Below are 13,140 nucleotides of genomic sequence, written 5' to 3'. Positions count from 1 at the left end.
TGCCGGGTGGCGGCTGCGCCTTACCCGGCCAACAAGCCAGCAGGCCCTGCAAGCGCAGCGCCGCTGGGCGTAAATCAGAGGGGAGAATCCTGGCTGATCTCATCCAGCGATAAATGGAAGCTCGGTACAAACACCTGCATAAAGTAATCCATCTCTTCGCTGCGGCGGGATTCCAGCGTTTTTTCCAGGCGCGTTTTCGCCAGCAAGAATTCGTTATTCCCTGCGGACAACTCTTCGAGACACTTCAGATAGGCACACAGCGCGTCGGCCTGTTTAACCAGCGACTTCTCCTCTTCCGTGTATTGATGCTCGTTGATAAGCGGCTCGAAAATATCACGAAGCTCTTCGGGCACCATCTCAATCAGCTTCTGCTGGGCAATTTTCTCAATGGCCTTATATTCCTGCGCAATCTGCGAATTGAAATATTTCACCGGCGTAGGCAGGTCGCCGGTGAGCACTTCTGACGCATCGTGGTACATCGCCAGCAGGGCAATGCGTTCCGCATTAACCTGACCGTTGAATTTGCGATTTTTAATCGCGGCAAGCGCGTGAGCGACCATCGCAACCTGCAGACTGTGCTCTGACACATTTTCCGTGCGGACATTGCGCATCAGCGGCCAGCGGTTGATGAGTTTCAGGCGGGAGAGGTGGGCAAAGAAATGACTCTGACTCATAGGTTACCTTTTGTCTTCACTGCGACAGGCGTTCATTGTGCGGGGAGGGGAGGCAAGATGCAAATTTGCGGATTTTGTAGGCCGGGTAAGCGCAGCGCCACCCGGCAGAAAGGCAACGTTACTGATGGTATCCTGAGAGGAAGCGGCCGAAACGGCTGATGGCCATTTCCAGGTCATCTTCGCGCGGCAGCGTCACGATACGCACGTGATCCGGCCACGGCCAGTTAAACGCCGTGCCCTGAACCAGCAGCACTTTTTCCTGCAGCAGGAAATCGAGCACCATTTTCTGGTCGTCGTGGATATTGAAGCGCTTTGCGTCAATTTTCGGGAACATATAGAGCGCCCCGTTCGGCTTCACGCAGGAGACGCCCGGAATATCGTTAATCAGTTCCCACGCGCGGTTACGCTGTTCGTACAGGCGACCGCCGGGCACGATAAACTCGCTGATGCTCTGATAGCCGCCGAGCGCGGTCTGGATCGCGTGCTGCGCCGGCACGTTGGCGCATAAACGCATGGAGGCCAGCATCTCCAGCCCTTCAATATAGCCTTTGGCGTGTTTTTTAGGACCGTTTAACACCATCCAGCCCTGGCGGAAACCGGCCACGCGGTAGGTTTTGGACAGGCCGTTAAAGGTGACGGTCAGCAGGTCCGGGGCCAGCGCGGCGATGGAATGGTGCTGCGCCGCGTCGTAGAGGATCTTGTCGTAAATTTCGTCTGCAAAGATGATCAGGTTGTGCTGGCGGGCCAGCTCGACGATCTCCATCAGCAGCTCTTTTGAGTAGACCGCGCCCGTCGGGTTGTTGGGGTTAATAATGACGATACCGCGCGTGCGGGGCGTAATTTTTGCGCGTATATCATCCAGGTCCGGGAACCAGTCGGAGGATTCGTCGCACAGATAATGCACTGCTTTACCGCTGGACAGTGATACGGCAGCCGTCCACAGCGGATAGTCCGGCGCGGGTACCAGCATTTCGTCCCCGCTGTTCAGCAGGGCCTGCATTGCCTGCACAATCAGTTCGGAGACGCCGTTGCCGATATAGATATCTTCAACGGTAACATCACGCATACCGCGTGCCTGGTAGTGCTGCATAATGGCTTTACGTGCGGAGTAAAGTCCTTTTGAATCGCAATAGCCTTGTGCAGTCGGAAGGTTGCGGATCACATCAACCAGAATTTCATCCGGCGCTTCAAAACCAAACGGCGCAGGGTTACCAATGTTGAGTTTCAGAACCTTGTTGCCTTCTTCTTCAAGGCGTTTTGCCTCTTTCAGAACCGGGCCGCGGATGTCATAACAGACGTTATCTAGCTTGCTGGATTTTTCGATAGGGGACATGAACCTTTAACCTTTTCGCTATTATTGCCGCTCCCTGCCGTGGAAGTCAGCACGGAATAATGTACTCCCCCCTCGCTTCGTTTTGAAGGGTGTGCAGGAGAAGATTTTGTGCCCGGAGAAAATTATTGATGAATCTTTTTCGCTGCGCGTACGCTTTTTCACTGTCTTAAAGTTGCGCGCTTAGCGAGAGGTTAGGTTAAATGTGCTATCCATTTGCCAAAATACTGTATAATGTGCTGTTAAAAATAAGTGGTAAGCTGGACAGAGGTGGCAATCACCCTGAGTGACTTTTCGTAAAACCTGAATGCTTGATACCTGTTTCTGTAATAGCATACTGTGGATAAAAGTTACTCATGTGAAATTAATGTTAAGTGCCATTAATGAATAGTCTTAATCTAAATTAAAATTTATTTATTATTAACCTATAAAATGCAACTTTAGTTAATTTTAATAAAATTAGTTTAGAAGCTTAACATTCTTCTTTAATCCTTAATATTGCAATAAGACTTATAAATAAAGTGGATTTGGGTTAAGATGTCTTCAAGGAAAGCAGAGGACAGATGCACGTTTTTTGTATATCTGACACTGGTTTTCTGAATTAATTGATTGTTATTGTTAGAGTTATCTCTGGCTGGAATGTGTCGCACATCTCCTGCTACGTTGACAGCGCTGCGATACAGATGGCAGAAAAGGTGTTATACCTTTAATGTAATTTACATAAACCTGCGAACATCTAAATATCCTGAACGTTTAAGAGAATAAAAATAACGTCATGAAACGTGCTTTCTGACTGTTGATATAAAGCAGCACAATAACTATCTGTCAGGCAGTCTGCCGGGCCGGGATGCGAGGGAAAATCTTCAGAGGGAATTGCTTAACTGTACACACACAGCTTCAACCCGGGCAGCTCCGCACGAGCAACCTGAAAGTGAATAGATATGATAAATGCAAATCGTCCGATAATGAATCTCGACCTCGATCTGCTGAGAACGTTTGTTGCGGTCGCCGATCTCAACACTTTTGCAGCAGCTGCTGCCGCCGTTTGCCGAACTCAGTCCGCCGTCAGCCAGCAAATGCAGCGGCTGGAGCAACTGGTTGGTAAAGAGCTATTTGCCCGTCACGGGCGTAATAAGCTCTTAACGGAACACGGTATTCAGCTTCTGGGTTATGCCAGGAAAATTCTTCGCTTTAATGATGAAGCATGTATGTCATTAATGTTTAGCAACCTTCAGGGCGTGCTAACGTTAGGTGCATCTGATGAGTCGGCGGATACTATATTGCCGTTTCTTCTCAATCGCATCAGTTCGGTTTATCCGAAGCTTGCGCTGGACGTTAGCGTAAAGCGTAATGCTTTTATGGTTGAGATGTTAAATGAGAATAAAGTCGACCTGGTGGTCACCACGCATCGTCCCGGGCAGTTTGATTGCCTGACGCTGCGAACATCACCTACGCACTGGTATTGCGCGGCCGAATACGTGCTGCAAAAAGGCGAGCCGGTGCCGCTGGTGTTACTGGATGACCCGAGCCCGTTCCGCGATATGGTGCTGACGGCGCTGAATGAGGCCAATATTCCGTGGCGTCTGGCGTATGTGGCGTCCACGCTGCCAGCGGTGCGTGCCGCCGTGAAAGCCGGTCTGGGTGTTACCGCCCGTCCGGTAGAAATGATGAGCCCCGATCTGCGCGTTCTGGGAAAATCCGATGGCCTGCCTGCGCTGCCGGATACGGAATATCTGCTCTGCCATAATTCGTCCAGCCATAACGAGCTGGCAAAGGTGGTGTTCGAGGCGATGGAAAACTACCATAACCCGTGGCAGTTCGAGCGCGTTACCTCCGAAGGGGGGGATGATTCCCTGATCGTTGAAGGGGATTTTGAGTGATCGCCAGCTCAAAATTCTGGTAACAAAATGTAAGTGTAAAAAAAAGCCACTCGTGTGATTTTCACATGCAGTGGCTTTTTTTTAGCAATAATACCCGTGTATGTCGTGTGGATTTCCGGGATATCCTCTATTTATCAATAAGCTAAATGCTTTTGATTAAAACTCATCCGTTTTCCGTTCTAACTTCATCCATATCCCCCCTATGTTAAAAAAACAGGAAATATGTTGCCGTTTTCCAGGTTGAATTAACAAAAGCGTGTCGCAGATCAAGAAAATACTCCTATTTGGGGGGAGGAATCGTTGGCAAATCCTGTCAAAATAGGAGGGTTATTTTTTTTACTTCCGAAACGGACACGATTCAACAACATACATTTGACGGAAAGTCATGTACCCACCAGGGTTAAAGGGCACCAAATGTTAATGAGAATCGCTCGATGTAATTTAATGTGAAGAAACCTTTGTTAAAGTTGACAATAGGTTATAGAAAGGAGTAAAAAACCCCATCATTTTGCTGTCTACGTCTCATTTCTGACAGTTAGTGTAAGGTTATTTGTTCCTCCCCATGAATCGATGTGATGCCCATCTGCCAGCAAGAGCAGTGTCGTTGGTATCACTTTTGATGAGTAAGCAATGAGTATGTCAACATCCACAGAAGTCATCGCTCATCACTGGGCATTCGCAATCTTTCTTATTGTAGCCATTGGCCTGTGCTGCCTGATGTTAGTCGGCGGCTGGTTCCTGGGCGGTCGCGCCCGTGCAAGGCACAAAAACACACCTTTCGAATCAGGTATTGATTCAGTAGGTACCGCTCGCTTACGCCTGTCTGCCAAGTTTTACCTGGTAGCCATGTTCTTCGTCATCTTCGACGTGGAAGCGCTTTACCTCTTCGCGTGGTCTACCTCCATTCGCGAAAGTGGTTGGGTGGGCTTTGTCGAGGCCGCAATTTTCATTTTAGTGCTACTGGCCGGTCTGGTTTATCTGGTGCGTATTGGCGCGCTTGACTGGACGCCTGCGCGTTCACGTCGTGAACACATCAACCCGGAAAACAGTATCTCTAATCGTCAGCAGTAACAGCGAGGCAATAAGATGGATTATACGCTCACCCGCATAGATCCTAACGGTGAGAATGACCGTTACCCCCTGCAAAAACAGGAGATCGTAACCGACCCCCTGGAGCAAGAAGTCAATAAAAGCGTGTACATGGGCAAACTCGAACATGCCATGCACGATATGGTCAACTGGGGTCGTAAGAACTCCATCTGGCCTTACAACTTTGGCCTTTCTTGCTGCTACGTTGAAATGGTGACGTCATTCACTGCGGTGCATGACGTTGCGCGTTTTGGGGCAGAGGTACTGCGTGCTTCCCCACGTCAGGCTGACCTGATGGTGGTGGCCGGTACCTGCTTTACCAAGATGGCACCTGTTATTCAGCGTCTTTATGACCAGATGCTGGAGCCAAAATGGGTTATCTCCATGGGCGCATGTGCTAACTCTGGCGGTATGTACGACATCTATTCCGTCGTACAGGGCGTAGATAAATTTATCCCAGTGGATGTGTACATCCCGGGTTGTCCGCCTCGTCCGGAAGCCTACATGCAGGCGCTGATGCTGCTGCAGGAGTCCATCGGTAAAGAACGTCGCCCACTGTCGTGGGTCGTTGGCGATCAGGGTGTGTATCGCGCGAACATGCAGTCTGAGCGCGAGCGTAAACGTGGTGAACGTATTGCCGTCACCAATCTGCGTACGCCTGACGAAATTTAATTTGCGCCTGTAGGCCTGGAGAACACCTTCGCATATCACTACTCAAATAGCGCGAAGCCAGGCTCAACAGTCACCACGGACCATTTGCAATGGTGAACAATATGACCGACTTAACCGCGCAAGAAGCCGCCTGGCAGACCCGGGATCATCTGGATGACCCAGTCATTGGCGAACTGCGCAACCGTTTTGGGCCGGATGCCTTTACTGTTCAGGCTACCCGCACCGGGGTACCCGTTGTTTGGGTGAAGCGTGAACAATTGCTGGAAGTTGTCGATTTCCTCAAGAAATTGCCAAAACCATACGTCATGCTGTTTGACTTACACGGCATGGACGAACGTCTCAGAACGCACCGCCAGGGTCTCCCTGCTGCGGATTTTTCCGTTTTCTACCACCTGATCTCAATAGACCGTAATACGGATATCATGCTCAAGGTGGCATTGTCTGAAAACGACATGCATCTGCCGACGATCACCAAACTTTTCCCGAACGCCAACTGGTACGAGCGTGAGACATGGGAAATGTTCGGCATGACCTTCGACGGCCACCCACACCTGACGCGCATCATGATGCCGCAGACCTGGACCGGCCACCCGCTGCGTAAAGACTACCCGGCACGTGCTACCGAATTCGATCCGTTTGAGCTGACCAAAGCCAAGCAGGATCTGGAGATGGAGGCGCTGACCTTCAAACCGGAAGACTGGGGCATGAAGCGCGGTACCGACAACGAGGACTTCATGTTCCTCAACCTCGGTCCGAACCACCCGTCTGCGCACGGTGCTTTCCGTATTATTCTTCAGCTCGACGGCGAAGAGATTGTCGACTGCGTGCCAGACATCGGCTACCACCACCGTGGTGCTGAGAAGATGGGCGAGCGTCAGTCCTGGCACAGCTACATTCCGTATACCGACCGTATCGAGTACCTCGGCGGCTGCGTCAACGAAATGCCATACGTGCTGGCCGTTGAGAAACTGGCAGGCATTACCGTGCCGGATCGCGTTAACGTGATTCGCGTCATGCTGTCAGAACTGTTCCGTATCAACAGCCACCTGCTGTACATCTCCACGTTCATTCAGGACGTCGGCGCGATGACCCCGGTCTTCTTCGCCTTTACCGATCGTCAGAAAATCTACGATCTGGTAGAAGCCATTACCGGTTTCCGTATGCACCCGGCCTGGTTCCGTATCGGCGGTGTGGCACACGATCTGCCGCGCGGCTGGGACCGTCTGCTGCGTGAATTCCTCGACTGGATGCCGAAACGTCTGGCCTCTTACGAGAAAGCCGCGCTGCGTAACACCATCCTGAAAGGGCGTTCCCAGGGCGTTGCTGCCTATGGCGCCAAAGAGGCGCTGGAGTGGGGGACAACAGGTGCAGGTCTGCGCGCGACCGGTATTGATTTCGACGTGCGTAAAGCCCGTCCTTACTCTGGCTACGAGAACTTCGACTTTGAAGTCCCGGTGGGCGGCGGCGTTTCCGACTGCTACACCCGCGTGATGCTGAAAGTGGAAGAGTTGCGCCAGAGTCTGCGCATCCTTGAGCAGTGCCTCAACAACATGCCGGAAGGCCCGTTCAAGGCGGATCACCCGCTGACCACGCCGCCACCGAAAGAGCGCACGCTGCAACATATCGAAACCCTGATCACCCACTTCCTGCAGGTTTCCTGGGGTCCGGTCATGCCGGCGCAAGAATCCTTCCAGATGATTGAAGCGACCAAGGGTATTAACAGTTACTACCTGACCAGTGACGGCAGCACCATGAGCTACCGTACCCGCGTGCGTACGCCGAGCTTTGCGCACCTGCAGCAGATCCCGTCCGCCATCCGCGGCAGTCTGGTCTCCGACCTGATTGTGTATCTGGGTAGTATCGATTTTGTTATGTCAGATGTGGACCGCTAATTATGCACGAGAATCAACAACCACAAACCGAGGCTTTTGAGCTGAGTGAAGCAGAACGTGCCGCCATTGAGCACGAGATGCACCACTACGAAGACCCGCGTGCGGCGTCCATTGAAGCGCTGAAAATCGTACAGAAACAGCGTGGTTGGGTGCCGGACGGGGCGATCTATGCGATCGCGAAAGTGCTGGGTATTCCGGCAAGTGACGTAGAAGGCGTAGCCACGTTCTACAGCCAGATCTTCCGTCAGCCGGTAGGCCGCCATGTGATCCGCTACTGTGACAGCGTGGTCTGCCACATCACCGGTTATCAGGGCATTCAGGCTGCGATTGAGAAGAAGCTCAATATCAAGCCTGGCCAGACCACGTTCGATGGGCGCTTTACTCTGCTGCCAACCTGCTGCCTAGGTAACTGCGACAAGGGGCCGACCATGATGATTGATGAGGACACTCACAGCCATCTGACGCCGGAAGCGATTCCTGACCTGCTGGAGCAGTACAAATGAAAACTGTAATTCGTACTGCTGAGACGCATCCGCTGACCTGGCGTCTGCGTGATGACAAACAGCCGGTATGGCTCGACGAATATCAGAGCAAAAACGGCTATGCCGGTGCGCGTAAAGCCCTTGGCGGCATGGCGCCGGACGACATCGTTAACGCGGTAAAAGAGTCTGGCCTGAAAGGCCGCGGCGGCGCGGGCTTCTCCACCGGTCTGAAGTGGAGCCTGATGCCAAAAGACGAATCCATGAACATCCGTTACCTGCTGTGTAACGCCGATGAAATGGAGCCGGGCACCTATAAAGACCGCCTGCTGATGGAACAGCTGCCGCACCTGCTGGTGGAAGGCATGCTGATCTCCGCGTTCGCGCTGAAAGCGTACCGTGGCTACATCTTCCTGCGCGGTGAGTACATCGAAGCGGCGGAAAACCTGCGTCGCGCGATTGCCGAAGCCACCGAAGCGGGCCTGCTGGGCAAAAACATTCTCGGCACCGGGTTTGACTTCGAGCTGTTCGTGCACACCGGTGCCGGGCGTTATATCTGCGGTGAAGAGACCGCGCTGATTAACTCCCTGGAAGGCCGCCGTGCGAACCCGCGTTCCAAGCCACCGTTCCCGGCAAGCTCCGGCGTGTGGGGTAAACCGACCTGTGTGAACAACGTCGAAACCCTGTGCAACGTTCCGGCTATCCTCGCGAACGGCGTGGAGTGGTATCAGGGCATCTCCTCAAGCAAAGATGCCGGTACCAAGCTGATGGGCTTCTCCGGTCGCGTGAAAAATCCTGGCGTCTGGGAACTGCCGTTCGGTACCACCGCACGTGAAATTCTTGAAGACTACGCGGGCGGCATGCGCGATGGCCTGAAATTCAAAGCCTGGCAGCCGGGTGGGGCAGGGACAGACTTCCTGACCGAAGCCCACCTTGACCTGCCGATGGAATTCGAAAGCATTGGTAAAGCAGGCAGCCGTCTGGGTACGGCGCTGGCGATGGCCGTCGACCACGAGATCGGCATGGTCTCGCTGGTGCGTAACCTGGAAGAGTTCTTCGCCCGTGAGTCCTGCGGCTGGTGCACACCGTGCCGCGATGGTCTGCCGTGGAGCGTGAAGATCCTGCGTGCAATCGAACGTGGCGAAGGCCAGCCTGGCGATATCGAAACGCTTGAGCAACTGTGTCGATTCTTAGGCCCGGGTAAAACCTTCTGTGCCCACGCACCGGGTGCCGTCGAACCTCTGCAGAGCGCGATCAAATATTTCCGCGACGAGTTCGAAGCAGGCATCAAGCAGCCGTTCAGCAATACCCATGCGATTAATGGGATTCAGCCGAACCTGCTTAAAGCGCGCTGGTAACGACAAGAATTTTGATTAACGCTCGGTTTCGACCGAGCCAACTGGAAGCATGCTAATGGCTACGATTCATGTAGACGGCAAAGAATACGAAGTCAACGGGGCGGACAACCTGCTGGAAGCTTGTCTGTCTCTTGGCCTCGATATTCCGTACTTTTGCTGGCATCCGGCGCTGGGCAGCGTCGGTGCTTGCCGCCAGTGTGCGGTGAAGCAATATCAAAACGCGGAAGACACGCGTGGTCGCCTGGTGATGTCCTGTATGACGCCAGCCACCGAAGGCACCTTTATTTCGATTGATGACGAAGAAGCGAAACAGTTCCGTGAAAGCGTTGTGGAATGGTTGATGACCAACCACCCGCACGACTGTCCGGTCTGTGAAGAGGGCGGTAACTGCCACCTTCAGGATATGACCGTGATGACCGGTCACAGCTTCCGTCGCTATCGCTTTACCAAGCGTACCCACCGTAACCAGGATCTGGGGCCGTTCATCTCTCACGAAATGAACCGCTGCATCGCCTGCTACCGCTGCGTGCGTTACTACAAAGACTATGCAGACGGTCAGGATCTGGGCGTGTATGGCGCGCATGACAACGTCTACTTCGGTCGTCCGGAAGACGGCGTACTGGAAAGCGAATTCTCCGGTAACCTGGTAGAAATCTGCCCGACCGGCGTCTTCACGGATAAAACCCACTCCGAGCGTTACAACCGTAAATGGGACATGCAGTTTGCGCCAAGCATCTGCCAGCAGTGTTCCCTCGGCTGTAACACCAGCCCGGGTGAGCGCTACGGCGAACTGCGCCGTATCGAAAACCGTTACAACGGTACCGTTAACCACTACTTCCTCTGCGACCGCGGTCGTTTCGGCTATGGCTATGTGAACCTGAAGGACCGTCCGCGTCAGCCGGTTCAGCGCCGTGGCGACGACTTCATTACCCTGAACGCTGAACAGGCGATGCAGGGCGCGGCAGATATTCTGCGCCAGTCGAAGAAAGTGATCGGCATCGGCTCCCCGCGCGCCAGCATCGAAAGCAACTTCGCGCTGCGCGAGCTGGTCGGGGCGGAAAACTTTTATACCGGCATCGCCCAGGGCGAGCAGGAACGTCTGCAGCTGGTACTGAAAGTGCTGCGTGAAGGCGGTATCCATACCCCTGCGCTGCGCGAAATTGAATCCTATGATGCGGTTCTGGTGCTGGGTGAAGACCTGACCCAGACCGGCGCACGCGCGGCTCTGGCGGTTCGTCAGGCGGTGAAGGGGAAAGCACGTGAAATGGCAGCGGCGCAGAAAGTGGCTGACTGGCAGATTGCGGCAATCCTGAACATCGGCCAGCGCGCGAAGCACCCTCTGTTTGTAACCAACGTCGACAATACCCGTCTGGACGATATTGCGGCGTGGACCTACTGCGCACCGGTTGAAGATCAGGCGCGCCTCGGCTTTGCCATTGCCCACGCGCTGGACAACAACTCACCGGCCGTTGAGCTGGATCGCGACCTGCAAAACAAGGTTGACGTGATTGTTCAGGCCCTGGCCGGTGCGAAGAAACCGCTGATTATTTCCGGTACCAACGCCGGTAGCGTAGATATCATTCAGGCAGCAGCCAACGTGGCTAAAGCTCTGAAAGGCCGCGGTGCTGACGTTGGCGTGACCATGATTGCCCGTGCGGTGAACAGCATTGGTCTGGGCATGATCGGCGGCGGCTCGCTGGAAGCTGCGTTAAGCGAACTGGAATCCGGTGCCGCTGACGCCGTGGTGGTGCTGGAAAACGACCTGCATCGTCATGCTTCTGCCGCTCGCGTAGACGCCGCGCTCTCCAAAGCCCCGCTGGTGATGGTGATTGACCATCAGCGCACCGCGATCATGGACAAAGCGCACCTGGTGCTCTCTGCTGCAAGCTTCGCAGAAAGCGACGGTACCGTTATCAACAACGAAGGCCGCGCGCAGCGTTTCTTCCAGGTTTATGACCCGGCGTACTACGACAGCAACACCGTGATGCTGGAAAGCTGGCGCTGGCTGCACTCCCTGCACAGCACCGTGCAGAGCCGTGAAGTGGACTGGACGCAGCTCGACCATGTTATCGACGCGGTGGTGGAAAAACTGCCTCAGCTGGCAGGCATTAAAGATGCCGCGCCTGAAGCGAGCTTCCGCATTCGCGGCCAGAAACTGGCGCGTGAACCGCACCGTTACAGCGGCCGTACCGCGATGCGCGCCAACATCAGCGTGCACGAACCGCGCCAGCCGCAGGATAAAGACACCATGTTCGCCTTCTCTATGGAAGGGAACAACCAGCCGTCTGCGCCGCGTTCGCAAATCCCGTTCGCATGGGCACCGGGCTGGAACTCCCCGCAGGCATGGAACAAGTTCCAGGCTGAAGTGGGCGGCTCCCTGCGCCACGGCGATCCGGGCGTGCGTCTGATTGAGGCCTCCGAAACCGGTCTGGACTTCTTCACCACCGTACCGGCGAGCTTCCAGGCGCAGGACGGTAGCTGGCGTATTGCCCCGTACTACCACCTGTTCGGTAGCGACGAGCTGTCCCAGCGTTCACCGGTCTTCCAGACCCGCATGCCGCAGCCGTACATCAAGCTCAACCCGGCGGATGCCGCGAAGCTTGGCGTTAACGCGGGCGCGAACATCGCCTTTAGCTATGACGGCCAGACCATCAGCCTGCCGCTGATTATTTCTGAAAGTCTGACAGCAGGGCAGGTCGGTCTGCCGATGGGTATGCCTGGCATCGCGCCGGTTCTGGCGGGTGCGCGTCTTGATAATCTGCAGGAGGCAAAAGCATGAGTTGGTTAACGCCGGATCTTATCGACATCCTGCTGAGCATTCTGAAAGCGATTGTTATCCTGCTGGTGGTGGTCACCTGCGGCGCGTTCATGAGCTTTGGTGAACGTCGTCTGCTCGGTCTGTTCCAGAACCGTTACGGACCGAACCGCGTGGGCTGGGGTGGTTCACTCCAGCTGGTCGCGGACATGATCAAGATGTTCTTTAAAGAGGACTGGATCCCGCGCTTCTCGGATCGCGTGATCTTTACTCTGGCACCGATGATCGCCTTCACCTCGCTGCTGCTGGCGTTTGCTATCGTTCCGGTCAGCCCGACCTGGGTGGTCGCTGACCTGAACATCGGCATTCTGTTCTTCCTGATGATGGCAGGTCTCGCGGTTTACGCGGTCCTGTTCGCAGGCTGGTCCAGTAACAACAAGTACTCGCTGCTGGGTGCGATGCGTGCTTCCGCGCAGACGCTGAGCTACGAAGTGTTCCTGGGTCTCTCCCTGATGGGCGTGGTGGCGCAGGCCGGTTCATTTAACATGACCGACATCGTCAACAACCAGGCCGACATCTGGAACGTGATTCCGCAGTTCTTTGGGTTTATTACCTTTGCTATCGCGGGCGTGGCGGTGTGTCACCGTCACCCGTTTGACCAGCCAGAAGCCGAACAGGAACTGGCCGACGGTTACCACATCGAATATTCCGGTATGAAATTCGGTCTGTTCTTCGTGGGCGAGTACATCGGTATCGTCACCATTTCCGCGTTGATGGTAACGCTGTTCTTCGGTGGCTGGCATGGCCCGTTCTTACCGCCGTTCATCTGGTTCGCGCTGAAAACCGCGTTCTTCATGATGATGTTCATTTTGATTCGCGCAGCGTTACCGCGTCCGCGTTATGACCAGGTAATGTCCTTCGGCTGGAAAGTGTGCCTGCCGCTGACGCTCGTCAACTTGTTGGTAACGGCCGCTGTCATTCTCTGGCAGCAGCCATAAGGGGCAATAGACC

At 54.4% G+C, this 13,140-nt stretch carries 10 protein-coding genes; 8 read left to right on the top strand and 2 right to left on the bottom strand.

Annotation, left to right across the window (positions count from 1 at the left end):
* Nucleotides 1-74: 74 nt before the first annotated feature.
* Together yfbR and alaA are read right to left on the bottom strand one after the other, a co-directional pair.
* Complete coding sequence (gene yfbR / locus HMPREF3143_RS20895; RefSeq protein WP_023344588.1) at nt 75-674, bottom strand: 5'-deoxynucleotidase; 600 nt, start codon at nt 672-674, stop codon at nt 75-77.
* Nucleotides 675-792: 118 nt separating this feature from the next.
* On the bottom strand, nt 793-2,007 hold the full coding sequence (gene alaA, locus HMPREF3143_RS20890) for an alanine transaminase AlaA (RefSeq protein ID WP_008500204.1): 1,215 nt from the start codon (nt 2,005-2,007) through the stop codon (nt 793-795).
* A gap of 938 nt (nt 2,008-2,945) precedes the next feature.
* On the opposite strand from alaA, the gene lrhA reads away from it, so the two are divergent.
* The 8 genes from lrhA (at nt 2,946) to nuoH (ending at nt 13,127) form a co-directional block, all read left to right on the top strand.
* The gene (gene lrhA, locus HMPREF3143_RS20885; protein WP_021241557.1) at nt 2,946-3,884 is read left to right on the top strand and encodes a transcriptional regulator LrhA; all 939 of its coding nucleotides are present in this window, start codon (nt 2,946-2,948) and stop codon (nt 3,882-3,884) included.
* Between the two features lie 630 nt (nt 3,885-4,514).
* On the top strand, nt 4,515-4,955 hold the full coding sequence (nuoA, locus tag HMPREF3143_RS20880; RefSeq protein WP_006176516.1) for an NADH-quinone oxidoreductase subunit NuoA: 441 nt from the start codon (nt 4,515-4,517) through the stop codon (nt 4,953-4,955).
* A 15-nt stretch (nt 4,956-4,970) separates the two neighbouring features.
* Nucleotides 4,971-5,645 carry an NADH-quinone oxidoreductase subunit NuoB gene (gene nuoB / locus HMPREF3143_RS20875; RefSeq protein WP_003861482.1) on the top strand — a complete coding sequence of 225 codons (675 nt, stop codon included), beginning with the start codon at nt 4,971-4,973 and terminating at the stop codon, nt 5,643-5,645.
* 89 nt (nt 5,646-5,734) lie between these two features.
* The gene (gene nuoC, locus HMPREF3143_RS20870; RefSeq protein WP_008500207.1) at nt 5,735-7,537 is read left to right on the top strand and encodes an NADH-quinone oxidoreductase subunit C/D; all 1,803 of its coding nucleotides are present in this window, start codon (nt 5,735-5,737) and stop codon (nt 7,535-7,537) included.
* 2 nt (nt 7,538-7,539) lie between these two features.
* Nucleotides 7,540-8,040 carry an NADH-quinone oxidoreductase subunit NuoE gene (gene nuoE / locus HMPREF3143_RS20865; protein ID WP_008500208.1) on the top strand — a complete coding sequence of 167 codons (501 nt, stop codon included), beginning with the start codon at nt 7,540-7,542 and terminating at the stop codon, nt 8,038-8,040.
* Nucleotides 8,037-9,374, top strand: coding sequence for an NADH-quinone oxidoreductase subunit NuoF (nuoF, locus tag HMPREF3143_RS20860; RefSeq protein ID WP_008500209.1), 1,338 nt, complete (start codon nt 8,037-8,039; stop codon nt 9,372-9,374). The genes nuoE and nuoF overlap by 4 nt, the downstream gene beginning before the upstream one ends.
* A 55-nt stretch (nt 9,375-9,429) precedes the next feature.
* Nucleotides 9,430-12,153, top strand: coding sequence for an NADH-quinone oxidoreductase subunit NuoG (nuoG, locus tag HMPREF3143_RS20855; protein ID WP_070534247.1), 2,724 nt, complete (start codon nt 9,430-9,432; stop codon nt 12,151-12,153).
* Nucleotides 12,150-13,127, top strand: coding sequence for an NADH-quinone oxidoreductase subunit NuoH (gene nuoH / locus HMPREF3143_RS20850; RefSeq protein ID WP_008500211.1), 978 nt, complete (start codon nt 12,150-12,152; stop codon nt 13,125-13,127). Before nuoG ends, nuoH begins: the two co-directional genes overlap by 4 nt.
* Nucleotides 13,128-13,140: the final 13 nt, after the last annotated feature.

Origin of the sequence: Enterobacter sp. HMSC16D10 (assembly GCF_001807145.1) — a bacterium.
GTDB lineage: Bacteria > Pseudomonadota > Gammaproteobacteria > Enterobacterales > Enterobacteriaceae > Enterobacter > Enterobacter roggenkampii.
This window is presented reverse-complemented; position numbering and strand designations above follow the sequence as displayed.